The sequence below is a fragment of the Streptomyces sp. NPDC104313 genome (genome assembly GCF_055583985.1).
This window is the reverse complement of sequence record NZ_JBVJMW010000003.1, coordinates 34,302-59,392: the sequence shown is the minus strand read 5'-3', so window position 1 is coordinate 59,392 and position 25,091 is coordinate 34,302. Positions and strand designations below refer to the sequence as shown.

General features: G+C 71.7%; 20 protein-coding genes. 11 read left to right on the top strand and 9 right to left on the bottom strand.

Annotated features, from left to right (window positions below):
• Nucleotides 1-52 precede the first annotated feature (52 nt).
• Nucleotides 53-631 (top strand): Uma2 family endonuclease, encoded by a 579-nt coding sequence (locus ACZ60Q_RS07295; RefSeq protein WP_469629707.1) that lies wholly within the window; start codon nt 53-55, stop codon nt 629-631.
• Nucleotides 632-702: 71 nt separating this feature from the next.
• Here ACZ60Q_RS07295 and metG read toward each other — a convergent pair whose 3' ends face one another.
• On the bottom strand, nt 703-2,316 hold the full coding sequence (gene metG / locus ACZ60Q_RS07290; RefSeq protein WP_469629705.1) for a methionine--tRNA ligase: 1,614 nt from the start codon (nt 2,314-2,316) through the stop codon (nt 703-705).
• Nucleotides 2,317-2,497: 181 nt separating this feature from the next.
• Here metG and ACZ60Q_RS07285 point away from each other — a divergent pair, with 181 nt between their 5' ends.
• Nucleotides 2,498-3,151, top strand: coding sequence for a response regulator transcription factor (locus ACZ60Q_RS07285; protein ID WP_032752670.1), 654 nt, complete (start codon nt 2,498-2,500; stop codon nt 3,149-3,151).
• Nucleotides 3,148-4,464, top strand: coding sequence for a sensor histidine kinase (locus ACZ60Q_RS07280; RefSeq protein WP_469629703.1), 1,317 nt, complete (start codon nt 3,148-3,150; stop codon nt 4,462-4,464). Before ACZ60Q_RS07285 ends, ACZ60Q_RS07280 begins: the two co-directional genes overlap by 4 nt.
• Here ACZ60Q_RS07280 and ACZ60Q_RS07275 read toward each other — a convergent pair.
• Nucleotides 4,398-6,038: a VWA domain-containing protein gene (locus ACZ60Q_RS07275; RefSeq protein WP_469629700.1), complete on the bottom strand. Its 1,641-nt coding sequence runs from the start codon at nt 6,036-6,038 to the stop codon at nt 4,398-4,400. The genes ACZ60Q_RS07280 and ACZ60Q_RS07275 overlap by 67 nt on opposite strands.
• 293 nt (nt 6,039-6,331) lie before the next feature.
• On the opposite strand from ACZ60Q_RS07275, the gene ACZ60Q_RS07270 reads away from it, so the two are divergent.
• Nucleotides 6,332-8,401, top strand: a complete 2,070-nt coding sequence (locus ACZ60Q_RS07270; protein ID WP_469629697.1) for a PhoX family protein — start codon at nt 6,332-6,334, stop codon at nt 8,399-8,401.
• Between the two features lie 62 nt (nt 8,402-8,463).
• Nucleotides 8,464-8,865 carry an RNA-binding S4 domain-containing protein gene (locus ACZ60Q_RS07265; protein ID WP_469629695.1) on the top strand — a complete coding sequence of 134 codons (402 nt, stop codon included), beginning with the start codon at nt 8,464-8,466 and terminating at the stop codon, nt 8,863-8,865.
• 136 nt (nt 8,866-9,001) lie between these two features.
• Here the strand turns inward: ACZ60Q_RS07265 and ACZ60Q_RS07260 are convergent, their stop codons facing one another.
• Together ACZ60Q_RS07260 and ACZ60Q_RS07255 are read right to left on the bottom strand one after the other, a co-directional pair.
• Nucleotides 9,002-9,247: a DUF2630 family protein gene (locus ACZ60Q_RS07260; RefSeq protein WP_469631219.1), complete on the bottom strand. Its 246-nt coding sequence runs from the start codon at nt 9,245-9,247 to the stop codon at nt 9,002-9,004.
• A 60-nt stretch (nt 9,248-9,307) separates the two neighbouring features.
• Complete coding sequence (locus ACZ60Q_RS07255; protein WP_469629693.1) at nt 9,308-10,201, bottom strand: hypothetical protein; 894 nt, start codon at nt 10,199-10,201, stop codon at nt 9,308-9,310.
• 131 nt (nt 10,202-10,332) lie between these two features.
• Between ACZ60Q_RS07255 and ACZ60Q_RS07250 the strand changes: the two genes are divergently transcribed.
• From ACZ60Q_RS07250 to ACZ60Q_RS07230, 5 genes are all read left to right on the top strand, one after another.
• On the top strand, nt 10,333-10,740 hold the full coding sequence (locus ACZ60Q_RS07250) for a hypothetical protein (protein ID WP_469629690.1): 408 nt from the start codon (nt 10,333-10,335) through the stop codon (nt 10,738-10,740).
• Nucleotides 10,741-10,945: 205 nt separating this feature from the next.
• On the top strand, nt 10,946-11,560 hold the full coding sequence (locus ACZ60Q_RS07245) for an NADPH-dependent FMN reductase (RefSeq protein ID WP_469629689.1): 615 nt from the start codon (nt 10,946-10,948) through the stop codon (nt 11,558-11,560).
• A gap of 70 nt (nt 11,561-11,630) precedes the next feature.
• Nucleotides 11,631-12,602, top strand: a complete 972-nt coding sequence (locus tag ACZ60Q_RS07240) for an ATP-binding cassette domain-containing protein (RefSeq protein ID WP_469629686.1) — start codon at nt 11,631-11,633, stop codon at nt 12,600-12,602.
• Entirely contained in the window at nt 12,599-13,456 is an 858-nt protein-coding gene (locus ACZ60Q_RS07235) for an ABC transporter permease (protein ID WP_469629683.1), read from the top strand. The genes ACZ60Q_RS07240 and ACZ60Q_RS07235 overlap by 4 nt, the downstream gene beginning before the upstream one ends.
• Nucleotides 13,457-13,561: 105 nt before the next feature.
• On the top strand, nt 13,562-14,818 hold the full coding sequence (locus tag ACZ60Q_RS07230) for a MerR family transcriptional regulator (RefSeq protein ID WP_469629681.1): 1,257 nt from the start codon (nt 13,562-13,564) through the stop codon (nt 14,816-14,818).
• Between the two features lie 239 nt (nt 14,819-15,057).
• On the opposite strand, the gene ACZ60Q_RS07225 is transcribed toward ACZ60Q_RS07230, so the two are convergent.
• From ACZ60Q_RS07225 to ACZ60Q_RS07210, 4 genes are all read right to left on the bottom strand, one after another.
• Complete coding sequence (locus ACZ60Q_RS07225; RefSeq protein ID WP_469629679.1) at nt 15,058-18,759, bottom strand: ATP-binding protein; 3,702 nt, start codon at nt 18,757-18,759, stop codon at nt 15,058-15,060.
• Nucleotides 18,760-18,836: 77 nt separating this feature from the next.
• Nucleotides 18,837-19,259 carry a universal stress protein gene (locus ACZ60Q_RS07220; protein WP_469629676.1) on the bottom strand — a complete coding sequence of 141 codons (423 nt, stop codon included), beginning with the start codon at nt 19,257-19,259 and terminating at the stop codon, nt 18,837-18,839.
• 190 nt (nt 19,260-19,449) lie between these two features.
• Nucleotides 19,450-20,109: an FMN reductase gene (locus tag ACZ60Q_RS07215; protein WP_469629673.1), complete on the bottom strand. Its 660-nt coding sequence runs from the start codon at nt 20,107-20,109 to the stop codon at nt 19,450-19,452.
• Between the two features lie 6 nt (nt 20,110-20,115).
• Nucleotides 20,116-21,270 carry an LLM class flavin-dependent oxidoreductase gene (locus tag ACZ60Q_RS07210; RefSeq protein ID WP_469629670.1) on the bottom strand — a complete coding sequence of 385 codons (1,155 nt, stop codon included), beginning with the start codon at nt 21,268-21,270 and terminating at the stop codon, nt 20,116-20,118.
• A gap of 561 nt (nt 21,271-21,831) precedes the next feature.
• Here ACZ60Q_RS07210 and trpS point away from each other — a divergent pair.
• Entirely contained in the window at nt 21,832-22,911 is a 1,080-nt protein-coding gene (trpS, locus tag ACZ60Q_RS07205; RefSeq protein ID WP_469629668.1) for a tryptophan--tRNA ligase, read from the top strand.
• A gap of 111 nt (nt 22,912-23,022) precedes the next feature.
• Here trpS and ACZ60Q_RS07200 read toward each other — a convergent pair whose 3' ends face one another.
• On the bottom strand, nt 23,023-25,029 hold the full coding sequence (locus tag ACZ60Q_RS07200) for an NAD-binding protein (RefSeq protein WP_469629666.1): 2,007 nt from the start codon (nt 25,027-25,029) through the stop codon (nt 23,023-23,025).
• Nucleotides 25,030-25,091: the final 62 nt, after the last annotated feature.

Genomic DNA, 25,091 nt, shown 5'->3' with positions numbered 1-25,091 from the left:
TGATGTCCCCCGGTACAAGTGAATCGGTGGCCCGGTGCAGGAGGAGGTCGTTGTGAGCGTGTTCGAAGACGTCCTGACGCAGGACGTCTTCGAAGAGCTGGCCCGTAGCGCCCTACGTGCTGAGGAGGCACTGCGGCTGGAGTTCGTGAACGGGAAACTGGGGGTCAAGGCTGTTCCGGACGGGGACCACGGGCGGATCATCGAGTGGCTGACCCGCCTGTGCATGCAGGCGGATCCGAACCGATGGCTCTATCCCGAGCAGGGGCTGCGAGTCGAGACGTATCGCAAGGGAAACGCCCGCCCCGGCGGAGCCTTCGCCCGCAGTGGTGCCTTCGTCGGCCAGGGAGAATGGGCCAGTTCCGACGGTGTCCTCATGGCCGTCGAGGTCACCTCGTACGACGAGGACACCGACCGCCGCGACCGCGTCGAGAAGCCCCGCGCTTACGCAGAGACCGGCATCCCCGTCTACCTGCTGATCGACCGGGACAGCTGTGAGGTGAAGGTCCACTCGGGGCCCGACGGTGTGCGCTACGAGCAGGTCGTGACCGTGCCGTACGGCAGGACCGTCACACTCCCCGACCCGGTCGGGATCGAGCTGGACACCGAGCCGCTCAAGAACTGGACGCGCTGACCCGACGCGATACGCGAGGAGCCCGGGACCGTGAACGGCGGTCCCGGGCTCCTCGCGTACGGACGAACGCGTTACGCCGGCTTCTCCTCCAGGCGCGGGAACAGCACCGCGCCCTTCGTCACCGTCGCGCCCGCGGGCAGGATGCCCCAGGCGCCCGCGTCCTGGACCCTCTGGTCGGCCAGCGCGCCCAGGGACTCCTCCGCGCCCAGGGACTCCCACAGGCTCTGCGAGGTCTCCGGCATCACCGGGTTGAGCAGGACCGCGACCCCGCGCAGCGCCTCGGCTGCCGTGTACAGGATGGTCGCCAGGCGGGCCTGGCCCTCCGGGGTGGTGTCCTTGGCCACCTTCCACGGCTCCTGCTCCGTGATGTAGCCGTTGACCTGCTTCACGAAGTCGAAGACCGCCAGGATGCCGGACTGGAAGTCCAGCTCCTCACCGATCTTCAGGTCGGCCGTCGCGACGGCCTTCGCCAGCCCCTCCCGCACGGCGCGCTCGGCGTCACCGGCGGCCGTGGCCTCCGGCAGCGCCCCGTCGAAGTACTTGCCGACCATCGCCGCCACGCGCGAGGCGAGGTTGCCGTAGTCGTTGGCCAGCTCGGAGGTGTAGCGGGCGGTGAAGTCCTCCCAGGAGAACGACCCGTCGCTGCCGTACGCGATGGCCCGCAGGAAGTACCAGCGGTACGCGTCCACACCGAAGTGCGAGGTCAGGTCCTGCGGCTTGATGCCGGTCAGGTTGGACTTGGACATCTTCTCGCCGCCGACCATCAGCCAGCCGTTGGCGACGACCTTGCCGGGCAGCGGCAGACCCTGCGCCATCAGCATCGCGGGCCAGATCACCGAGTGGAAGCGGAGGATGTCCTTGCCGATCAGGTGCACGTTCGCCGGGAACGTACCGTCGAACTTCTCCTGGTTGGCGCCGTAGCCCACGGCCGTCGCGTAGTTGAGCAGCGCGTCGATCCAGACGTAGATGACGTGCTGGTCGTCCCACGGGACCGGGACGCCCCAGTCGAAGGTCGAGCGCGAGATCGACAGGTCCTGGAGGCCCTGCTCGACGAAGTTCACGACCTCGTTGCGCGCCGACTCGGGCTGGATGAAGCCGGGGTTCGCCGCGTAGAACTCCAGCAGCCTCGGGCCGTACTCGCTCAGCTTGAAGAAGTAGTTCTCCTCCTTGAGGAGCTCCACCGGCTTCTTGTGGATCGGGCAGAGCTTCTGCCCGGCGAACTCGCCCTCGCCGTCGATCAGATCGCCGGGGAGCTTGTACTCCTCGCAGCCCACGCAGTACGGGCCCTCGTATCCGCCCTTGTAGATCTCGCCCTTGTCGTAGAGGTCCTGTACGAACTCCTGCACACGGTCGGTGTGCCGCTTCTCCGTCGTCCGGATGAAGTCGTCGTTGGCGATGTTCAGATGCTCCCAGAGGGGCTTCCACGCCTCCTCGACGAGCTTGTCGCACCAAGCCTGCGGAGTGACGTTGTTCGCCTCGGCCGTGCGCATGATCTTCTGACCGTGCTCGTCCGTGCCGGTGAGGTACCACACCTTCTCGCCGCGCTGGCGGTGCCAGCGCGTGAGCACGTCGCCTGCGACGGTCGTGTAGGCGTGGCCCAGGTGAGGAGCGTCGTTGACGTAGTAAATGGGGGTCGAGACGTAGTACGCCGTCGCCCCCTGCTTCTCGGATCCAGTGGCCGCCATGGTCGAAATCCTAACGGCCCGACCACGATCGACTCACATCGATAAGAGGAGGCCGTGTGCGGGCGGAGGGCAGCACTCCGGTGGAGAGCTTTGCGAAACATCCGTTCCCGTAATGGTTCCCGTAGGAAAGTCGCATCCTGGGAGGGAGCGGACAAGCGTGCACGAGGCAGGGGACATCACCATGCGGGTACTGGTCGCCGAGGACGAGGAGATCCTCGCGGAACTGGTCGCCACCGGACTGCGCCGCGCCGGCTTCGCGGTCGACACGGTGTACAGCGGGGACGCGGCCCTCGCCTACCTCGGCCTGCACGACTACGACGTCGTCGTGCTCGACCGCGACCTCCCCCGGGTACACGGCGACGACGTGGCCCGCCGGCTGGTCGCCTCCGGCTCCCGTACCCGGATCCTGATGCTCACCGCCTCGGGCACCATGGAGGACCGGGTCGCCGGGCTCGACCTGGGGGCCGACGACTACGTGGCCAAGCCGTTCGAGTTCCCCGAGCTGGTCTCCCGGGTCCGCGCCCTGCGCAGGCGCAGCGCCAGACCCGTGCCGCCCCAGCTGGAGCGGCACGGCATCCGGCTCGACACCGTACGGCGCTCCGCGCTCCGCGACGGCCGGGACCTGGACCTCTCGCCGAAGGAGTTCACCGTGCTGCAACTGCTCCTGGAGGCGGACGGCGGCACGGTCAGCGCGGAAGAGCTGCTGGAGCGGGCCTGGGACGCCAACGCCGACCCGTTCACGGGGGCCGTGCGCGTCTGTATGAGCAAACTCCGCGCCAAGCTCGGCGAGCCCGCGCTGATCCGCACCGTGCAGGGCGTCGGGTACGCCCTGTGAGGCGGCCTTCCCTGCGGCGACTGGTCGACGCCTCGAAGCTGCCGCATTCGACGATCCGGACCCGTATCGCCCTCGTGTACGGCGGTGTCTTCCTGGTGCTCGGCACCGCGCTGCTGACCACCGTCAACCTGGCCTCCCGCGTCGGTACGGAGACCGAGGCGCGCTCCATCGCCTCGTCCGCCGCGGTCGCCCAGCCCGGCTACGCGGTGAACGGTCCGCTGATCTCCCGTCGGCACCTGGGGCCGCCCACCGTCTACGACCTCACCGACAACGTCAGTAACGCGGCGGGGCAACAGCTCCTGTACTGGTCGATCGCCGCTCTGCTCGTGATGACGGGCTGTGCGGTCGCGGTGGGCTGGTGGACGGCCGGGCGGGTGCTGCGCCCCATCCACGACATGACCGAGAAGGCCCGCCAGCTCTCCGCGCACACCCTGCACGAGCGCATGGCGCCCACCGGGCCCGACGACGAGCTCAAGGAACTGGGCGAGACGCTGGACGCGCTGCTGGCCCGGCTGGAGAAGGCGTTCGACAGCCAGCAGAGGTTCATCGCGAACGCGTCGCACGAGCTGAGAACCCCGCTGGCCACCCAGCGCGCCGCGATCCAGATCGGCCTGGATGATCCGTCCCCCGAGGACCTCGTCACCACCCGGCAGACCCTGCTGGACACCAACCGGCGCAGCGAGCGGCTCATCGAGGGACTTCTCGTGCTGGCCCGCAGCGAACGGGGACTGGCCGCGGACGAGCGCGAGGCGGTCCGTCTCGACCACGTGGTCAGGGAGGAGGTGGCCCGGCGCCCGGCGGTACGGGGTATGAGCGGGGACCCGCTGGGCGCAGGGGCGGGCGTCGGCGCCGGTCCGGAGGGCCGGGGGGCGGGCGGCGGACCGGCCGTGAACGTCGCGGTGGCCGCCTGTTCGGTGCGCGGAAACCGGCTGCTTCTCGCCCAGCTGGTGGCGAACCTGCTGGCCAACGCGGTCACGTACAACGTGCCGGGCGGCTCGGTGGAGGTCTCGCTGACCGGGGAGGGCGCCCTGCTGGTGCGCAACACCGGACCGGGGGTCTCCGAGGCCGATATCGCGGGGTTCTTCGAGCCGTTCCGGCGGGGCGAGGGCCGGGACCGGATGGGCCTGGGGTCGGGCCTCGGGCTTTCGATCGTCCGGTCGATCGCGGTGGCCCACGGCGGTACGGTCACGGCGATACCGGGCCCGGAGGGCGGCGGTCTCGCCGTGACCGTGCGGCTGCCGGCCGATCAGGCCCCGGAGCCGGCCGTGCGCGTGGCGGTCCAGGCCGGGAGTCCGGCGAGGATCTCCCGGTAGAGCTCGGCGTCCGCGATCTCGCGGGGCGCGGGGCCGGCGTGGAAGAAGCCGGCGTTCGGGGCGTCGAGCTTCCGCAGGAAGTCGAAGCCCTTCGCGTCCTGCTCACCGAAGGCGACGAACTGGAAGAACAGCGGCAGCCGTGCCGCCTCCGTGAGGGCCTGCCGGGCGGCCTGCCTGGCGTCCGGCGGGCCGTCCGTCTGGAAGATCACGAGAGCCGGGCCGGTGGCCTCCGTCTTCTCGTAGTGCGCGACGATCTCCTCGACCGCACGGTGGTAGTGCGTCCGGCCCAGCCGGCCGAGGCCCGCGTGCAACTCGTCGACGCGACCCTCGTGTCCGGAGAGCTCGATGGCTCCGGTGCCGTCGATGTCCGTCGAGAAGAAGACGACCGGCACGTTGGCGTCCTCGTCCAGGTGCGCGGCGAGCGCGAGCGCCCGGTCGCCCAGGTGCTGGGCGCTGCCGTCCTTGTAGAACGGCCTCATCGAGCCCGAGCGGTCGAGCACCAGGTAGACGCGGGCGCGGAGCCCGGTCAGTCCGTGTGCCTTGAGCGCCGTCTGCGCCGCCTTGTACGGGGCGACGAGCTGCGGAGCATGCGACTTGACCCGCGCGAGCGTGGTGGCGGGCTTGCCGGGAGCGGCCTCCGACGGGGCGACGGTGACGGGTTCGGGTGCGGTGGTGACGACGGGCTCGGTTGCGGTGATGACCGGCTCCGGCGCGGTGGTGACGACGGGCTCGGTCGCGGTGACGACGGGCTCAGTTGCGCTGATGACCGGCTCGGTTGCGGTGATGACCGGCTCCGGCGCGGTGACGGGCTCCGGTGCGGCAGGGGTCTCCGGGGTCAGTTCGATGACCGGCGTCGCTGTGGTCTCCGGTGCCTCCGGTGCTACCGGTGCCACTGAGGCCTCAGGAGCCTTGGGGGCCTCGGCGACGGGAGAGGTCTGAGGTGCCTCGGGGGCGGTCTCAGGGGCCTCTGCCTCCGCTGCTTCGGGGACGGCTCCTGCTTCCTCCTCCGCTTCCGCTTCTGCTGCCGGCTCCGGCTTGGCCTTCGGCTCCGGGGCGGGCGCCGGCGCCTCGTCCAGGTCGAGGTCGATCGTGATCGGCTCCGGCGTCGACTCGGGCTCCTCGGCGGCCTTGACGGGTGCCTCGGTGGTTACCGGCTCCTCGGCGGCCTTGACGGCTTCCTCGGCGGGCACCGGCTCCTCGGGCTTCTCCGCCTTCGGAGCGTCTTCCGGGGCCGACTTCTGTGCGGGGACGGTCGGCGACGTCGGCGCGGCGGCCTTGTCGAAGGCCTCCGCCACCAGGTCGGCGGCGAGCGAGCCGCTACGCTCCGTGGCGTCGGCGGGGGAGGCCGTGGACGCGGTGGACGGCTTCTCCGTGAAGGACGCGGAGGGGGACGAGGGCGAGGCCGGGGCCGGGATCGACGCCTTCGGCTCCGCCGCGGGCTCGGCCGCCGAAGTGGTCTCCGGCTCCGGCTTCTTGGGCTGAGCGCGCTCGGCCTGGGGCGGGACGGTGGCCGTGGTCGGCTCGTCCTGCTCCGTGCGGCCGAACACCTTACGCAGCAAGCTCCGAATGCCCATGGGCGAGGCCTTTCGCATGAGTTGGGTGCGGTGAATGTCCGACCTGGTTGCATTCATCCCTGGCCAGGACGGATACGTAAGGTTAGCGGCCGGATCCGGCCGTTCGCCGGTGCGGCCCACCCCCGCGTCAACCGAGCCGAAACCGTTCCCGGACCGAGTCCACGACGGTGCCTCCCACCGGCCCCCGAGCGAACAGCGGTGGCCCGGACTTCACCCGCCGTTCACCGGGAGTCCCTCGGACCGCGTCAATGCACACATACCGTCACGCACGAAACCAGACGGAGGGAATCCACGTGCGCAATCTGCTGCCGTTCATCAGCTCGCATCCGGGTGGGCGTTCCGCGCTGACCTGCCGCTTCCGCTGCGGGGACGCCTGCTTCAAGGAGACGCCCAACAACAGCGACAACGAGTACGCCGGCGACATCATCGCCGGTGCCGTGTCGCGCCGCTCGATGATGCGCGCCGCCGCCGTGGTCACCGTCGCCACCGCCGCCGGTACCGCGGCGTTGAGCGGCCCGAGCGCCCCGCGGGCCGAGGCCGCCGCGCTCGCCGGGCACGGGCACAAACCGGGCCACCCCCACAAACCGACCCCGTCCGGTGCGCGTGGCCTGCGGTTCTCGCCGGTCGCGCCCAACAAGGACGACAAGGTCACGGTCCCCGACGGGTACGCCCAGAACGTGGTGATCCGCTGGGGCGAGCCGATCCTGCGCGGCGCGCCCGCCTTCGACCCGGACAAGCAGACGGCGAAGGCGCAGGCCGGCCAGTTCGGCTACAACAACGACTTCCTGTCCCTGCTCCCGCTGCGCGGCGAGCGCGGTCGGCAGGTCATGGTCGCCAACCATGAGTACACGGACGAGACCCTCATGTTCCGCGGTTACGATCCGGCCAACCCGACCCGTGAGCAGGTGGAGATCGGCTGGGCGGCGCACGGACTCTCCGTGGTCGTCGTGCAGGAGGAGAACCGCACCGGCAAGCTGGGGCCGGTCAACCGGCACCCGCTGAACCGGCGTCTGACCGCGACCAGCGAGTTCCGTGTGACGGGCCCGGCCGCGGGGAGCACCCTGCTGCGCACGTCCGCCGACCGAACCGGCCGCAAGGTGCTCGGCACCCTCAACAACTGTGCGGGCGGCACCACTCCGTGGGGCACCACGCTGCACGGCGAGGAGAACTTCAACCAGTACTTCGCCAACGGCACCACCGACATGCACAAGCGGTACGGGATCGGCACGAGCGCCACCGAGCGCAAGTGGGAGCGGTTCGACCGTCGGTTCGACCTGGCGAAGGAACCCAACGAGGCCAACCGCTTCGGCTGGGTCGTCGAACTCGACCCGTACGACCCGGACTCCACCCCGCGCAAGCGGACCGCGCTGGGCCGGTTCAAGCACGAGGCGGCACAGCCCCGGCTCACTTCCGACGGTCGCCCGGTCGTCTACATGGGCGACGACGAGAAGTTCGACTACCTCTACAAGTTCGTCTCCAGCAAGCGGATGAAGAAGGGCAACTCGCGGGCCGCCCGCGAGCACAACCTGACGCTGCTGGACGAGGGCACCCTGTACGTCGCCAAGCTGACCGGCGACTCGCCGGTCACGGAGGTCGACGGCACCGGGAAGCTGCCCCTGGACGGGGAGTTCGACGGCAGCGGCGTCTGGATCCCGCTGGCCACGGGCACCACTTCGCACGTGCCCGGCATGACTGCCGACGAGGTGTACGTCTACACGCGGCTCGCCGGTGACAAGGTCGGCGCGACCAAGATGGACCGCCCCGAGGACGTCGAGCCCTCGCCGCGCACCGGCCGGGTCTATGTCGCGCTCACCAACAACTCGGACCGCGGCAAGGCGGGCAAGCCCGGCGCGGACGAGGCGAACCCGCGCAACAGCAACAAGCACGGGCAGATCCTGGAGCTCGCGGAGAACTGGGACGACCCGGCGGGTGACGGCTTCGCCTGGCGACTGTTCCTCGTGGCGGGCGACCCGGACGACCCGGCGACGTACTTCTCCGGCTTCCCCAAGGAGAACGTCAGCCCCATCTCCTGCCCGGACAACGTGGCGTTCGACGCCCACGGCAACCTGTGGATCTCCACGGACGGCAACGCGCTCGGCTCGCACGACGGGCTGTTCGGCGTGGCGACCCACGGTGACCGGCGCGGCGAACTGAAGCAGTTCCTCACCGTCCCGGCCGGGGCCGAGACCTGCGGGCCGGTCATCCAGGACCGCCGGGTCCTGGTCGCGGTCCAGCACCCGGGCGAGATCGACGGGGCTTCCGTCGAGAAGCCGGCGAGCGTCTGGCCCGACGGTCCGGGCAGGATCGTCCGCCCCTCCGTCGTCGCCGTCTGGCGCAAGGACGGGCGCGACATCGGCGTGTGAGGTCCGGCGGGCGGGGGCTTAATGGTTCCCGCCCGTGACCCGGTCCGCATTAGAGTCGGAGCATGGTTTCCGGTGACGCGCCGCAGGCGGAGGGAAGCGTCCGGGTCGACGTGTGGATCTGGTCGGTCCGGCTGACGAAGACCCGCGCCCAGGCGGCCGCCGCCTGCCGGGCGGGACATGTGAAGGTCGGCGGCGAGCGGGCCAAGCCCGCACAGGCCGTACGCGTCGGCGACGAGGTGAGGCTCCGGCACGCGGGGCGGGACCGGGTGGTCGTCGTCTCGAAGGTCGTGAAGAAGCGGGTCGGCCCGCCGGTGGCCGTGGAGTGCTTCGTCGACAACAGTCCGCCCCCACCGCCCCGCGAGATCGCGATCCAGGTGCCCGTACGGGAACGGGGCGCGGGGCGTCCGACCAAGCGCGATCGCCGGGAGATGGAACGTCTTCAGGGACGCCCGCCGGAGAACTGAGGCCCCCGACCGGGTCGGACGGCTTCCCGGGCCGCACGGCTTCCCGGCTCGGCCCGGCTGTTCGTTGTGCGCTTCCGGCCCGGTGTTTCACGTGAAACACCGGGCGGGCCGCCCGGTGCACGTTCCGGGGCCCTGGTCAGCTCTGGTATCCCTCCACCTCGTCGGCGGGGCGAACCTTCGCCGTCGAGGGGTCCTCGCCGTACTCGCTGAGCGCCCGCCGCCGACGCAGCAGGTCCCAGCACTGGTCGAGCTGGACCTCCACCGCTCGCAGCCGGGCCTTCTCGTCCGTGGACAGGCCCATCTTCGCTACGGAGCGGTCGCGCAGACCGCGCTCCTCGGAGACCAGGTCGTCGATGTTCTCGAAGATGTCGCGGTCGGCCATGACGCCTCTCTCGGGTCGCTCGGTGGCGGTCACGGATCCCACTCTCACCCGAGCGCCGCCTCATCGCACGTCGGCCGCGGACCGCCTGCCCCACAGGAGCAACCGGGCCAGTACCGCACCTACGAGCAGGACCGCGCCGACTGCCAGCACCACCCACACCGTGGTCCGCAGCGAGGCGGTCAGGGCGTCGACCACCGCGGCGGCGGCGTCGCGGTCGCTGTCCGGCACCTGGTCCAGCACCCGGCTGCGGCCGGCCGCGACCAGCACCCGGAGCACGATCGCACCGAGCACGAACCCGGCTCCCACGATCGCGGTGGCCCACAGCCCGGCCCGCAGCCCGCGCCGTACGGTCGCGATGCCCACCACCAGGACGATAAGTACCAGCGTGGCGGCGGCCGGCCAGATGCCGCAGGAGCGGAGCCGGCGAAACGAGCTCCTGAGGTCGTCGGCCTGACCGGGGCCGAGCACGGTGATCTCCGTCCGCTCGACCGGGATCTGGTCGGCGAACGGCACGCCGTCGCGTACCAGGTCCTGTTTGACCTGGTCGATCACCGGGGCCAGATCGATCGTCACGGCCTCCCCGCTGTCGCCGTCCAAGGCGGCTGCCACCGCCTTGTGGGCAGCCCGGTTCGCGGTGTCCCAGGCGTTCCGGAAGGCCTGGGTGGTGGTGAACGACCGCACGGTCCCGTGCAGGAACTCCCGGACCGTGTCCTGGAGCGGACCGAGATCGATCTGCCGCATCGCCTCATCGGTGACCAGGTCCGCGACGGTGTTCTGCACCGCCGGGTCGGAGGAGAGCGGGGACACGGCGGCGACGTACCGGTCGGTGTCGTCGATCTCCAGGTCGACCCAGGCGGAGAGCGCGCTCAACGGCACGAGGACGGCGAGCAGAACGAGCAGGACCGCCGAGAAGGCCGCCGAGGCCGCCGAGATCGCTGAGGGAGAGGTGCGCACTCCTCCAGGGAATCCCGTACGGGGCCGGGCCGCTCCGGGCCGTACGCCATCCGAGTTGCCGGGTGGCGCGGTCGGGTGTGCTCTGGAGGAACGGGGGCGTGCGACGGGGGCGACGGAAGGAGCTGTCCGCGATGGCCACACACGCAGCCATGCCCGGCCGAAGTGGTTCCCGCGCCCCTGCGCGGCCCCGCCACCACACCCCGCTCGCCTGGGCGCTGCCCCTGGTGCTCGGTGTGGCCTACGGGTTCTACGCGGCGTTCATCCGCCGTGACGGCGGTCCCAGCACCGGCGGACAGGTCCTGCTCGGGCTCGTCTCCGGTGTCGCTCTGGCGGTCCTCTGCTTCGCGGTGGGCCGGATCCAGCGCTCGCTGCCGCGCGAGCTGCGGGCAGCCGTGTACGGCGCGCTGACCGCGTGCGCCATCGGCTTCCTGGTGAGCCTCACCGACACCAGCGTGCTGAGGTCGACCGTTCTCGGTCTGGTGGTCGGGGCGGGCGTCCTCTGCGTCTCGTTCTACGTCTTCTACACGCGGGAGACCTGAAGTCCATCCGATGCGCGGGGCCGGGTTGCGGAACCCGGCCCCGTGATCGGGTTCCGTGACCGGGTTCCGGGCTGGTCCGACCGCTTGCGCGACCGCCAGATTGAATCTGGCGGTCGCGCCCCCGCGTCTGGCGCCCAAGAGGTGAGGGAGCGGAACGGGCCGGGCCGGACGGCGCGGAGGGTCGCGGGAGGAGGAGAAACGAGCGATGACGACGGACGAGAGCGCCGACGAGAGCGCCTGCGGGTTCCGGGACGCGGGTAGCAGCCTTCCCCTGCGCGTAGCGGTGATCATCGGCAGCACCCGCGAAGGCCGCATCGGCGATGCGGTCGGCCGCTGGTTCATGGAGCGGGCCCAGGACCGGAGCGAGCTGGACCTCGTCGTGCTGGACCTCGCCGATTTCGACTTCCCGGTGCACTACCCGGAGCGGGCGACCGGGCAGATGACGGAGTTCACCGAGGAGATCGCCAGGGCCGAGGCCTTCGTCGTGGTCACTCCGGAGTACAACCGCTCGTTCCCCGCCTCCCTGAAGCAGGCCATCGACTTCGCCTACGAGGAGTGGCAGACCAAGCCGGTCGCCTTCGTGAGCTACGGACACGGTTCCGCCGGGCTGTACGCCGTGGAGCAGCTGCGCTCGGTCTTCACCGAGCTGCACACGGTGACCCTGAGGAACGGGGTCGCGCTCGACTTCCTCCGGCAGCCGCTGGAGGGGCACCCCGGCGACACCGGCCGGGACCGGTCAGTGGGCCTGATGCTCGACCAGCTCGGCTGGTGGGGCTGGGCCCTGCGCGAGGCGCGCGCCGTCCGCCCGTACGTCTCATGAGCCCCGGAAAGCCGCCACCGATCACAGGCTCCCACCGACGACCCACAAAGCGACTCACAAGGAATGGACCATGAGCACTGAACTGGCCATCGAGACCACGGGGCTGGTGAAGGTCTTCGGCGACAACCGTGCGGTGGACGGCATCGACCTCGCCGTCCCCACCGGAACCGTCTATGGCGTCCTCGGACCCAACGGCGCGGGGAAGACCACCGCCGTCCGCATGCTCGCGACCCTGCTGCGCCCCGACGGCGGCACGGCCCGGGTGTTCGGCAAGGACGTCGTGAAGGATGCCGACGCGGTCCGCAGCCGGGTCAGCCTGACCGGGCAGTACGCCTCGGTGGACGAGGACCTGACCGGAGCGGAGAATCTGGTCCTGCTCGGCCGGCTGCTCGGGCACTCCAAGCCGGCGGCCCGCGACCGGGCGACCCAGCTGCTCGAAGGATTCGGGCTGAGCGAGGCGGCGGGCAGGCAGGTGAAGAACTACTCGGGAGGCATGCGGCGACGCATCGACATCGCCGCGTCCATCCTGAACACCCCGGATGTGTTGTTCCTGGACGAGCCGACCACCGGACTCGACCCCCGCAGCCGCAACCAGGTGTGGGACATCGTGCGGGCGGTCGTCGCCCACGGCACCACGGTCCTGCTGACCACTCAGTATCTGGACGAGGCCGACCAGTTGGCCTCGCGTATCGCGGTGATCGACCACGGCAAGGTCATCGCCGAGGGAACCAAGGGCGAGCTCAAGGCTTCTGTCGGTGCCGGAACCGTCCATCTGCGGCTCCGTGACGCCGGTCAGCGGGGCGAGGCGCAGCAGCTGCTGGCGCTCGCGCTGAACACGGAGGTCCAGCTCGACGCGGACCCGGTGGCGCTGACCGCCAGGGTCGACGGGCAGAGCACCGAGCAGGGCGCGGCGGAGCAGGCCGGGCGCGCCCTGGCCGAGCTGGCGCGTTGTGGCATCACGGTCGACAACTTCTCGCTGGGGCAGCCCAGCCTCGACGAGGTCTTCCTCGCACTCACGGACAAGAAGGGAGTGGCGGTATGAGCACCGCGACCGCCAAGACGGAGCTGGAGGGCGTCGCGCTCGCCGCGCCGGACCAGGAACGCCTCTCGGCGCTTCTGGTGAGCCGGAGCCGCCCGCCGAGGCCCAGTGCCCTGTCGGCATCGGTGACCTTCGGCTGGCGCGCCATGCTGAAGATCAAGCATGTGCCGGAACAGCTTTTCGATGTGACGGCTTTTCCGATCATGCTGGTCCTGATGTACACGTATCTCTTCGGCGGGGCGCTGGCCGGCTCCACGGAGGAGTACATCCAGTTCCTGCTGCCCGGCATCATGGTGATGAGCGTCGTGATGATCACGATGTACACGGGCGTCGCGGTGAACACGGACATATCCAAGGGCGTCTTCGACCGGTTCCGTACGCTGCCGATCTGGCGGCCCGCTCCGATGGTCGGCTATCTGCTCGGTGATGTCCTCCGCTATGTGCTGGCGTCGTTGGTGATGCTCGCCGTCGGTATGGCCATCGGCTTCCGCCCGGACGGCGGTGTGCTCGGCGTGCTGGCGGGTGTCGCGCTGCTGGTCGTGTTCTCGTTCGCGTTCTCCTGGATCTGGACGATGCTCGGGCTGCTGCTGCGCTCCGAGAAGTCGGTGATGGGCGTCAGCATGATGGTGATCTTCCCGCTGACGTTCCTCAGCAATGTCTTCGTCGACCCGAAGACGATGCCGGGCTGGCTCCAGGCCTTTGTGAACAACAGCCCGGTCACGCATCTCGCCACGGCGGTGCGTGGCTTGATGGAGGGCGAATGGCCGGCCGCCGAGATCGCCTGGACGCTGGGCTGGACCGGGGTGCTCCTGGTGGTCTTCGGCTCGGCGACGATGCGGATCTACAACCGGAAGTGACCGACCGCGGACGGGCCCGCCCCGCGCATCCTTGACCTTCCCCGCAGGGGAGGCCCCAGCATCGGTGGGGCCGGGCGGAAGGCGCCCGGTACGAGGAGGTACGGGGTGGAACGCGAAGGCCGCGCGGCGGGTGCCGCGAGCGGAGAGCTGGTGACGATCGGGGAGTTCGCCCGGTTGTCCCGGCTCTCCGCCAAGGCGCTCCGGCGCTACGACGAGCTGGGTCTGCTCCGGCCCGCCCTGGTCGACCCGGTGAACGGCTACCGGTACTACGACCCGGCGCAGGTGGAGGGGGCCCGGCTCGTGGCGTGGCTGCGCAGGATCGGCATGCCCCTGAGCCGGATCGGCCGGGTCGTGGCGCTCGACGCGGGCGCCGCGGCCGTGGAGATCCGGGCCTACTGGGCGCGGGTGGAGGCCGAGACGGCGGCCCGGCGCGATCTGGCGATGTACCTCGTCGACCATCTGTCAGCGGAGGGCAGGACCATGTCGCGGAAACCGGTAGGCACGGGAAGCACGGGCAACGCAGGCGGCACAGGCGGCACGGAGGGCACGGGGAGCTCGGGCGGGCGGGGGAGCTCGGGTTCGGGGGTGCCGGGCGGGCCCGGGGCGGTGCCGCTCGCGATCCGGTGCGCCGCGCTGACCGATACCGGGACGGTGCGTACGACGAACCAGGATGCGGCGTTCGCGGGGCCCCGACTGCTGGCGGTCGCCGACGGTTTCGGAGAGGGCGGGTCCGAGGCGAGTGCCGCGGCGATCGAGGCGCTCAAGCTCTCCGCGTGGGGCGCCCGGAGCGGTGCGCTGTCCGCCGCGGATCTGCTGAACGCCTTGGAGGACACGGCGGATTCCGCTGCGCGGGCGGTCCGGGACGCGGTCGCGCCCTGTGCGGCCCCGGACGGTTCGGGGACCACGCTCACAGCGATGCTGTGGACCGGATCACGGCTCGGGCTCGTGCACATCGGGGACTCGCGGGCCTATCTGCTGCGGGGCGGGGAGCTGTTTCGGATCACGCATGACCACAGCCTGGTCCAGTCGATGATCGACGACGGTTCGCTGGGCCGGGAGGAGGCGGCTTCCCACCCGGGGCGGGCGCTGCTGCTGAAGGCGCTGGTCGGGGAGGTGCGGTCCGCCCCGGTGGCCGTGGCGAGCCGCCCCGACGTCCGCTTGCGGGAGGTGATGGCCGGGGACCGTTATCTGCTCTGCTCGGACGGGCTGTCCGCAGTGGTGGACGAGGCGGAGCTGAGGGTGGCGGTCATCGCGACGGAGGACCCGGAGGAGGCCGTACGCCGGTTGGTCGGTCTGGCCCGGGAGGTGGGCGGACCCGACAACGTGGCGTGTGTCGTCGCCGACGTCGGCGCTGAGGAGTAGCGGCACGGGGCGCGGCGACGACAACCGGACGGGCGGCGGGCCGGAGGCGACCGGGGTGCCGGGCGATAGGGGAACGGCAGGGCCGGATGTCCGGGCTGCCCGGGCCGGGCAGTCCTTTCGGCAGGCCGGACCGGGGCTTCCCGGGAGGCCGGTGCCGGCCGGTTTCCAGGCAGGACGGGCCAGGTGTTCCGGGAGGCCGGGGGCAGGTGTTCAGGGTGATCCGTGAGGCCGGGGGCGGGTCAGAGTCGCCAGTCGGGGGCGTGCTCGGGACGGTAGGCGCAGGTGGTCCCGGTCGTCACGGAGGCCTTCAGATGGGCCGCCAGCGCGGGGTGCAGGGTGTCCAGCTTGCGCAGGGTGTCGCGGATCCGGGCGGTGACCGTCTTACGGGCACGCTCGGTCTGGTCGCCCAGTCGGCGGGTCCGGCCGCCGAGCCCGGCCGCGGTGCGGAGCTCGTCGAGGAGGGCCTGTCGCTCCCGGTCGTATTTCTCGACCCCCCGGACGTCGTCCCGGGCGGCGGCACGGTCTATCTCGGCGTCCAGCCGGGCCAGGTGTTCCTTGTAACGGCGCTTGGCCTCCTCGTCGAGCACCGGATCGGCGCCGAGCTGCCCGGCGGCGACGACGAGGTCCCCGCCCTCGGGCGCGAGGAGCCGGACGGCCGGGACGTCGGCACCGGGCAGCCCCAGCAGGCTGTGCAGGTCCCGCAGGCCCTTGGCGTCCGGGACGTGCACGGTCGCACCGTCCCAACGCAGCTGCCATACAGGCCCGTTCCGTCGGAACTCCGCGGACGGCACGGCCCGGGTCCCCGCCGATGAGCCGGCCACCGCCTCCGCCGGTGCCCCTGCCGATGTCCCTGCCGATGTCCCGGCTGTGCCCCGGTTCGGAGCCGCGACGGGGTCCTGGGCCCGCGAGACGGCGGGACCGGAGGCGGGCCGGGGGGCGGTGGAGGCGTCGATCGCGGTAGCGGCAGCGGCAGCGGTGATGGGCGGGGTCGTGCGGAGGGCTGCGGCCTCGGCCTTCATATGGGCCATGGCCAGCTCGCCCGCCTCCCGCTCCACTTCACCGAGCAGCCGACGGGCCTGCCCGGCGTCACCGGCACCGGCACCGGCACCGGCGCGCTCGGCCCGGGCCGCACCGTCACCGGCCGCACCGTCACCGGCCGCGTCGGCGCGGGTGAGCAGGGAACGGGCCAGGCACAGCCGGGCGCGTACGGCCCAGGGGCGGGCGCCGAGGCGGTCCGAGGAGGCGGCGGCCTCGGTGAGCGCCGCCACCGCCGCGTCCTGGTCGTCGCGCGCGGCGGCGAGCATCCCGAGCCAGAGGTCGACGGGGCCGCTGATGTCGCACCCGTACAGCGAGACGACCCACTGGCCCGTGTAGGGCGTCAGCTCGTCCTCCGCACGGGTGATGAGCCGTGGGTCGCCCGTGATCGCGGCCGTCTGGGCCAGCAGCCGGAGCCACAGCGGCATGAACGCCCGCGGGTAGGGAGCGGAGAGGTCCCCCTGTTCGGCGATCAGGCGCAGCGCGGGTGTGGCGTCGCCCTGCTCCGCCGCGGTGACCGCCTCCAGCAGCCCGGGGTAGGGATACCCGGAGCCCGGAAGCTCGCCGATGGTCTCCTCGGCCTCGGAGAAGTGGCCCTGGAGCAGGTGCATGGCCCAGCGCAGGTGGTGCCCCATGAAGCTGAAGGACGCCTGGTCGTTGTTCTCGGGGGCGAGTGCGTCGTACTCCAGCGCGGTGGACGCCTCGGCGAACCGGCCCTGGAGGGCGGCGATCAGACTGGTGTCGACCGCGATCCCCAGGGCGAACCGGGGCAGCGCGGACAGCTCGGCGAGCCGGACGAACGTACGGAACTGGTCGAGGAAGGCCGGGTCGCCCAGCTCCAGCAGCGCCACCCAGCGCATGGACGTCGCGTTCAGTTCCATGTCCTGGTGCCGGGTGCGCCTGCCGACGACGGTCATCTCGTCGGTCAGCCCGAGTCGCTCCACCGCCGAGCCGAGACCCCACACGGAGTCGTGGCGCGCCCAGAGCGAGAAGGCGAGCGCCTCGTCGTCCGAGCCGCTCCGGGCCAGCGCCATGATGTGGATGGCCAGTTCCTGGGCGAGCCGGTCGTCGGAGAGGCCTGCCTGGGCCTCCTTGCCGGTGATCCTTCGGTGTGCCTCGGCGAGGAGGCCCGTCGTGGCCACACCGTGGCCGCCGAAGGACCCGTCCCGGTGGAGGGTGATCGCCACCCGGGCCAGCAGCTCCGGTTCGTCCAGTTCCCGGGCCAGGGTGACCGACCGGTCCAGCAGACGCTGCGCCTCGGCCGCCTCCCCCGCGTGCCGGAGCTGTCCGGCGAGGTCGAGACCGATCAGCGCGGCCCGCCGGAGATCCGGACCCCGGCCCTCCGCACCCGCCGCGCCGGGCCCGCATGCCGGGACTCCCCCCGAAGCCCCTCCGGCGGACTCCTGCGGTCCTCCGGGTCCTCCGGGTCCTCCGGGTCCTCCGGGTCCTCCGGGTCCTCCCGGCCTTCCGGGTCCCTCCGGCCCCGCTGAATCCCCCGACTCGCCGGAGGCCACCGCGAGGGCGCGCCGGTAGTGGCCGACGGCCTCCTCGTCGGCCAGGCGCCCCAAGGCGTCCCGGGCGGCCGACAGCAGCAGGTCGATCCGGCGGTCGCGGTCCAGGGCGTCGCCGGCGAGGTGGGCGTGCCGGGCGAGAGCGCCGGGCCGCACCGCGTCGCCGAGGCCGCCGTGCGCGTCCAGGGACCGTACGGCGGCGGCATGGCGTTCACGGGCCTCGGCGTCGTCCAGCGAGGCGTACAGCGTCTCGCGCAGCAGGTCGTGGGCGAAGGCGTACTGCCCGGACGGGCGGGGGACGACGACACGGGCGACGACGGCGGGCTCCAGCAGCCGGTCCACGTGGGGGACCGGCGAGCCGTGGACCACGGCCAGGACCTGCCGGCGGAATTCCCGGCCCAGCAGGGCGGCGCTGGTCAGCAGGGAGACGACGGCCTCGGGCAGCAGGTCGAGCCGCCGGCGGACCGCCTCCCGCACGCTGGGCGGAATGGTGGAGACCGGGCTCCCGCTGTGCCAGAGCCGGGCGGTCTGCTCGACGAAGAAGGGGTTGCCGCCGGTACGCCGGTGGACCTCGTCGATCAGCTGCGGTGCGGGCTCGCGGCCCGTCGTCACCGTCATCAGCGCCCCCACTTCGTCCCGGCCGAGGCCGGTCAGGGTGAGGGTCGCGGCGGCGCGCGAGACCAGCGGCAGGATCAGCCGCTGGAGCGGGTGCCCGGGGGCCTCCACCTCGACGTCCCGATAGGTGCCGATCAGCAGCAGCCGCTCGAACCAGGCGTGCTGGGCGACGAATTCGAGCAGCCGCAGGGAGGCCGGGTCGGAGCTGTGCAGATCGTCGAGGACGACCACCAGCGGCCGGCTCTGGGAGAGCGTGACGAGCGCCGTGGTCACCGCGTCGAAGAGCCCGAAGGCCTCGGCGCCCTCCGGCGAACCGCCGCCCGGCGGGCTCGTGCCCGCTTCCGTGCCGGGCTCGCCGCCCCGCGCCCCGTCGGGACCCGGGCCGCCGGCGGTGTCCGGGGCCGGAGGCGTGCTGGGCCCCGGACCGTCCGTACCGCCCATGGCGACCCTGACCGGGTCGCCCAGGAGCACGGCGAGCCGGCCGTCCGACGCCTCCTGGGCCGCCGCCCACTCGGCCGCGGTGGCGGACCGGCGGAGGCCACGCAGGATCTGGACCCAGGGCCAGTAGCCGGGGGTGTTGTCCGAGTCCCAGCAGGAACCTCCGACCACCAGCGCCCCGCGCCGTCGTGCCTCGTGCGCGGCGTCGGTGACGAGCGTGCTCTTGCCGATCCCGGCCTCGCCGGTGACCAGCACGAGACCGCCGTGGCTGTCCGTGGCCCGGGCGATCTCCGAGCGGAGAACGCCTGCGGGGTGGTCGCGCCCGAAGAGAGCAGGGGTCATGACCACACGATAGGAGCACCCACTGACAACGACCCCTTCGTTCTACCGCCGGGACGGTTCAGCCGCGTATCGGCGGCTCAGTCGCGTACGACCGTCACCGGGCACGGCGCGTGCTGGGTGACATGGAGGCTGACCGAGCCGAGCAGGGTGGCCTTGAGGCCGGTGTGGCCGCGGGCTCCCACGACGAGCAGGTCGGCGCCTTCGGCGCGGTCCAGCAGGGCCTGGGCCGGATTGCCGATGACCACGACCTTGCTGACCGCGGCGGCTCCCCCGGCGCCGAGGGCCTCCTCCAGCGCCTCGGTGAGGGAGACGGTGGCCAGGGCCTGCGGGTCGAAGTCCTCCGGCATGCCCGGCATCATCGACGCCCAGCTGGTGGCGGGGTACTCCCAGCTGTTCACGGCCTCCACCTCGGCGCCGGTCAGCTCGGCCTGGCGCACGGCCCAGTGCAGCGCCTTGATCGAGGAGTCGGAGCCGTCGACGCCCACAACGATCCTGCCCATTTCTGCCTCCAGCTCGGTACAGCCCAGTAGCTCGGTACAGCCCAGTGGCTCGGTAAGCGCGGTACAGCTCGGTAGCTCGGTACGGCGCGGTCCCGTTCTGTCACGTTCTGTTCCGCTTGTGCAGCGTTTGATCTCACTGTAATCACATCGGACAAGTGGGAGCAGGTCGGTGCGAACCACTCCCACGGCATCAGTCCAGCCGCAGGTCCGCGAGCTGCTGCTCGAAGGGGACGATCGCGTCCTCCCCGTCGTCCAGGCCCGGTGCCCGCGAGGCCCCGGAGACCGTACGGCCCAGGACCGCGGAGGCCAGCTCGCCGCCCGCGCGCCGGATCCGGGACGGCAGGCCCTCGGTGTACTCGTCGCCCGAGGAGCCCCAGTCCTCCGAGGCCGCGTAGACGGAGGTGGGCACGGTGACGGCCCGCAGGTAGGCGAAGAGCGGGCGCAGCGCGTGTTCCAGGACCAGCGAGTGCCGGGCCGTCCCGCCCGTCGCGGCGATCACGACGGGCTTGCCGGTCAGCGCGGTGTTGTCGATCAGGTCGAAGAACGACTTGAACAGACCGCTGTACGAGGCGGTGAACACCGGCGTCACGGCGATCAGCCCGTCGGCCTCCGTCACCGCGTCGAGCGCTTCCCGCAGCGTGGCCGAAGGGAAGCCGCTGAGGAGGTGGTGGGCGATGTCCACGGCGAGGTCGCGCACCTCGATGACCTGGACCACGACGCTCCGGTCCTGCTCGGCCGCGAGGCGCTCGCGGGTGGCGGCGGCCAGCCGGTCGGCCAGCAGCCGGGTGGAGGACGGCTGACTGAGCCCGGCCGAGACGGCGACGATGCGCAGGGGGGTGGTGGCGAACATCAGAGGTCAGGCCTCCTTCTCGGTGGTGCCGGTGGTGCCGGTGGTGCCGGTGGTGCTGGTGGTGCTGGTGGTGTCGGCGGTGCGGGCGGTGCGGGCCGCGGCGACCGCCGGGTGGACGGGCGCGGACTCCGGTACTCCGGCCGGCCGCAGGTTGGCGAACTCCTTGCGCAGCACCGGTACGACCTCCTCGCCGAGGATGTCGAGCTGCTCCAGGACCGTCTTCAGCGGGAGCCCCGCGTGGTCCATCAGGAACAGCTGGCGCTGGTAGTCGCCGACCGCGTCCCGGAACGTCAGCGTCCGCTCGATGACCTCCTGCGGGGAGCCCACGGTCAGCGGGGTCTCGCGGGTGAAGTCCTCCAGGGACGGGCCGTGGCCGTAGACCGGCGCGTTGTCGAAGTACGGGCGGAACTCCCTCACCGCGTCCTGCGAGTTCTTGCGCATGAACACCTGGCCGCCGAGTCCGACGATGGCCTGTTCGGCGGTGCCGTGCCCGTAGTGGGCGTAGCGGCGTCGGTAGAGGTCGACCATCTTCCTCGTGTGCTCCATGGGCCAGAAGATGTTGTTGTGGAAGAAGCCGTCGCCGTAGTACGCGGCCTGCTCGGCGATCTCGGGGGAGCGGATGGAGCCGTGCCAGACGAACGGCGGGACGCCGTCCAGCGGGCGCGGGGTGGCGGTGAAGGACTGCAGTGGCGTACGGAACTTGCCCTCCCAGTCCACGACGTCCTCGCGCCACAGCTGGTGCAGCAGGGCGTAGTTCTCGATCGCCATCGGGATGCCCTGGCGGATGTCCTTGCCGAACCAGGGGTAGACCGGTCCGGTGTTGCCCCGGCCCATCATCAGGTCGACACGGCCGTCCGCGAGATGCTGGAGGGTGGCGTAGTCCTCGGCGATCTTCACCGGGTCGTTGGTGGTGATCAGCGTGGTGGAGGTGGAGAGGATGAGGTTCTCGGTGCGGGCGGCGATGTAGCCGAGGGTGGTCGTCGGGGAGGACGGGACGAACGGCGGGTTGTGGTGCTCGCCGGTCGCGAAGACGTCCAGGCCGACCTCCTCGGCCTTCTGTGCGATGGCCAGGGTCGCCTTGATCCGCTCGTTCTCGGTGGGGGTCCGGCCGGTGGTCGGGTCGGTCGTGACGTCCCCGACGGTGAAGATCCCGAACTGCATGGCGTCCGCCTTCCTGGGTGCCGGCCAAAGGTCAGGGATTCCGGGTTCGGAAGCCTCGGCCGAAATTTGGTTGAACGTTGAACTACATCCTACAACGGGACCTCTCTCCGTCCTATTCCACGCGGCCCGGCGCCCTTCCCGGGCGCACGTATCCGCAACGGTGAGCGAGCGGACGAGCGACCGCGGGGAGTGGAAAGCGCGCGGAGTGTTCCTGCGCGTCTCCGTCTTCTCCACCTTCACCTCTACGCCTTCGCGACGCACTTGTTCGCCGGGTTCATCCGGCTCCTCTTCTACGCGGGCGGACCCGCCTCGAAGTAGCGCCGACTTTCCCCGCCCCGGACCGGTGGCCGCTACACTCGGCCCATGACCTCCATCCCCTGCCGGAACTGGTGGCGCTCCTCATAGGAGCGGCCACCGCATCTGCACGGAACCAGGGCCGTTCGACATGGACGGCCCTTTTCGCTGCCCTCGTACGGCACGGACACGGAGACGAGGCGCAGCGGCGCTCACCGGCGGGGCCGTCCTCCACGCATCCACCCACGCGAGGAGAGACCAGACCCCATGACCAGCACAGCACCCGCCGCCGGCGCCCCGCCCATCGCCCCGGCCGCCGCCGCCGGGCTCCGCAGCACCGAGCTGGAGAGCCGCATCGCCCAGGACCCGGGCGGCTTCCGGGTCCTCACCGGGGACCGCCCCACCGGCGCCCTCCACCTCGGTCACTACTTCGGCTCCCTGCGCAACCGGGTCCGCCTTCAGGACCTCGGCGTGGACGTCATGGTCCTCATCCCCGACTATCAGGTCATCACCGACCGTGACACCGCGGAGCGGTTGCGGGAGTACACCGACGGGCTGCTCCTGGACTACCTGGCCCTCGGCATCGACCCCGCCCGGTCAACCGTCTTCAACCACAGCGCCGTCCCCGCGCTCAACCAGCTCATGCTGCCCTTCCTCAGCCTCGTCTCCGTCGCGGAGCTGAACCGCAACCCCACGGTCAAGGACGAGATCGCGCATTCCCGGCAGTCGGCCGTCAGCGGGCTGATGCTCACCTATCCGGTCCACCAGGCGGCCGACATCCTGTCCTGCAAGGGCAACCTGGTCCCGGTCGGCCAGGACCAGCTGCCCCATCTGGAAGTCACCCGGACGATCGCCCGCCGTTTCAACGACCGGTACGGCACGGTCTTCCCGGAGCCGGATGCCCTGCTCTCCGCCGCACCCCTGCTGCTCGGCACGGACGGCACGAAGATGAGCAAGAGCCGGGCCAACTCCGTCCCGCTCGGCGCCACCGCCGACGAGACGGCCCGCCTGATCAAGGGCGCGGTCACGGACGCCGACCGGCACATCACCTACGACCCCGACGCACGCCCCAGCGTCTCCTCCCTGGTGCTGCTGGCCGCCCTCTGCCTGGAGCGGGAACCGCACGAGGTCGCGGCGGAGGTCGGCGACGGCGGGTCCGCCGCACTCAAGCGGACGGTGACCGACGCGGTGAACAGCCACCTGGCCCCCTTCCGGGCCCGGCGGGCGGAGTACGCGACGGACCTGACGTACGTGAGGTCGGTGCTTCGCGCGGGCAACGAGCGGGCGAACGCGCTGGCGGAGGCCACGCTGGACGAGGTGCGGGAGGCGATGGGCGCGTTCCGGTAGCCGGGCGCGCGAGCCGGAACCCGAGCGGGGCCCCGCGCCCCGGCAGCGGCGGCCCCCGCGCCCCGGCGCCGCCGCCCGGGCACGTTCCGGTGGGGGCCCGGGCAGGGGGTGCTACCGCCTCGGCGCCACCGACCGCTGCCGCCGCAGCAGCTCCGCGAGTCCCCGGCGGGTGGCGGCGATCACCACCCGGTCCTGGGCGCGCAGGACGTAGCCGGGGTGCAGGTCCCAGACCAGGCCGGAGGGCGGCGGCGTCGCGTCGCCCTCCGGGTCGTACGGCGGGAGGGCGGCGAGGTCGGGGTTGCGGTCGGCGGGCGGGGTGGTGTCGATGGCCAGGACCCGCCAGGCGCCCGCCCGGAACGCCTGCTCGACGGTGTGGCCCTCCAACTGCGGGTGCGCCGCGACCTCCAGGGCCGCGAACAGCATGACCTTGCGCTCGACCGGGACCGCGCCGAGGATCTGGCGGCCCATCATGGCGCCCGCGAACGCCGGGGCGGCGAGATGGGAGACCGAGCGGGAGCGGGTCAGGGCCCCGGGGTGCGCGGTGCGCAGGGTGCGGTAGACGGCGGTGGCGAACTCGTCGTCGTACAGCCGCAGCGCCACCCTCAGGTCCGGCTTCACCGAGCGGGCGTACAGCGTGGCTTCCAGGTTCGTCGTATCGATGCTGGTGAGCGCGAGGAGGGCGTGGGCGCGGCGGATCTTGGCCGCTTCCAGGACGCCTTCCTGGGTGACGTCGCCGATCACGGTCGGCACGTGCATCGAGCGGGCCAGCGGGATGCCCCGCGCCTCGGGGTCCTCCTCCACGACGACCACGGGGATGTCGAGTTCGCGGAGGCGTACGAGGACGCGCGTGCCGATCTTGCCGAGTCCGAGCAGCACCACGTGCCCCGAGAGGCCACGGGGCGGGCGGCGCAGCGAGGAGGCGGTACGCAGGGTGCCGAACGCCTCCAGGACGGCGGCGATCAGCAGTGGGAGCAGGAGGAGTCCCGCGACGCCGGAGAGGAGCTGGATGATCTGCCGGGCCGGCGGCGCTTCCTCCGCCGGGTCGTTCATACCCAGCAGATCGAGCAGGGTGAGGTAGGCGGAGTGCAGCAGGCTGTCCTTGGTGGTCACGACCGAGGCGATCACGAGGGCGACCGCGGCGGCCGCGACGCCGAGCGCCGACCAGCGCAGCCGACGGGAGAAGACCTGGGAGAGCGGGGCGCCCCTGCCGCCCATGCGGGTCGCGGGCCGGTCAGGGTCGGCCCGGCTGATCGTTTCGAGGACGACGGTCCCGCGCCCGCTCGCCGCGGCGACGGCGCTCTCGTCGGGCAGCAGTTGCGGGGCCTCGTCGCCGCTGCTGTCCGAACCCTCCGCGCCCGCCGGATCGTTGGTGGTGGAGGAGAGCAGCGCGAGGGTGCACAGGCCCGGGTCGAGGGTCTCGCCGGGGCGCGGTGGCGGGCGTTCGGCGGCGCGCAGGAGAAGCCCCTCGGCCTGGATGATCTTGCTGCTGCCGGTGAGTGCGGTGGCGGCGAGCGCCGGGGCGGCGGTGTCGGCGTCGGACAGGACGGTGGTGGAGGCGTCCAGTAGCGCCGGGTCGATGCCGGGCATGGCGACGGCCGCCGCCTGGTCGAGCAGCTCCTCCAGATGGAGCCCGAGCTTGCGGTTGTAGAGCCGGATCACCAGCCGCAGACGGGGGTTGAGGCGACGGGCGGTCAGGGCGGCGCGGATGTTGCGCTCGTCGTCGTCGTAGACGAGCGCGAGAGCGGCGGCCCGGTCGACGCCCGCCTCCTCCAGTACGTCGTCGGAGGGTTCGGGCGCCTCCATGATGCGGACGGCCTCGACTCCGGCGTTGGTGTCTCCGCTGCCGCCGCCGGTGGTCCCGCCGCTGTTGCCCGTGCGGTTCATCGCCGCCGACATCCGGCCGAACAGGGCCGCCGCCCGCCCCCGTTGGGTCAGCGGCGTATCGGGGCTGTTCGTGTCCCGGCCCGGAGGCAGGAGCAGGGTGACCCGTTCCCCGTAGACGTAGCGAAGTTCCACGGCGAGCCGGCGAGCCAGGGCGTCGTCACCGCAGACGATCATGTGGCCGGCCGACGGCGGGCGTCCCGGCTGCTGAGGAAGTGGAGGCACGAAACCCAGCATGCCGTGATCCTTCCGGCTCGGTCTTCCCGGTCGATGTGAAGTATCAGTGTGAAGTGCCGGTG

Bases quoted from the DNA above. Each gene is read 5' to 3' on its own strand.
- metG (WP_469629705.1), bottom strand. From the start codon at position 2,316: ATGGCGGCCACTGGATCCGAGAAGCAGGGGGCGACGGCGTACTACGTC.
- ACZ60Q_RS07285 (WP_032752670.1), top strand. From the start codon at position 2,498: ATGCGGGTACTGGTCGCCGAGGACGAGGAGATCCTCGCGGAACTGGTC.
- ACZ60Q_RS07275 (WP_469629700.1), bottom strand. From the start codon at position 6,038: ATGGGCATTCGGAGCTTGCTGCGTAAGGTGTTCGGCCGCACGGAGCAG.
- ACZ60Q_RS07265 (WP_469629695.1), top strand. From the start codon at position 8,464: ATGGTTTCCGGTGACGCGCCGCAGGCGGAGGGAAGCGTCCGGGTCGAC.
- ACZ60Q_RS07260 (WP_469631219.1), bottom strand. From the start codon at position 9,247: ATGGCCGACCGCGACATCTTCGAGAACATCGACGACCTGGTCTCCGAG.
- ACZ60Q_RS07250 (WP_469629690.1), top strand. From the start codon at position 10,333: ATGGCCACACACGCAGCCATGCCCGGCCGAAGTGGTTCCCGCGCCCCT.
- ACZ60Q_RS07245 (WP_469629689.1), top strand. From the start codon at position 10,946: ATGACGACGGACGAGAGCGCCGACGAGAGCGCCTGCGGGTTCCGGGAC.
- ACZ60Q_RS07240 (WP_469629686.1), top strand. From the start codon at position 11,631: ATGAGCACTGAACTGGCCATCGAGACCACGGGGCTGGTGAAGGTCTTC.
- ACZ60Q_RS07235 (WP_469629683.1), top strand. From the start codon at position 12,599: ATGAGCACCGCGACCGCCAAGACGGAGCTGGAGGGCGTCGCGCTCGCC.
- ACZ60Q_RS07225 (WP_469629679.1), bottom strand. From the start codon at position 18,759: ATGACCCCTGCTCTCTTCGGGCGCGACCACCCCGCAGGCGTTCTCCGC.
- ACZ60Q_RS07220 (WP_469629676.1), bottom strand. From the start codon at position 19,259: ATGGGCAGGATCGTTGTGGGCGTCGACGGCTCCGACTCCTCGATCAAG.
- ACZ60Q_RS07215 (WP_469629673.1), bottom strand. From the start codon at position 20,109: ATGTTCGCCACCACCCCCCTGCGCATCGTCGCCGTCTCGGCCGGGCTC.
- ACZ60Q_RS07210 (WP_469629670.1), bottom strand. From the start codon at position 21,270: ATGCAGTTCGGGATCTTCACCGTCGGGGACGTCACGACCGACCCGACC.
- trpS (WP_469629668.1), top strand. From the start codon at position 21,832: ATGACCAGCACAGCACCCGCCGCCGGCGCCCCGCCCATCGCCCCGGCC.
- ACZ60Q_RS07200 (WP_469629666.1), bottom strand. From the start codon at position 25,029: ATGCTGGGTTTCGTGCCTCCACTTCCTCAGCAGCCGGGACGCCCGCCG.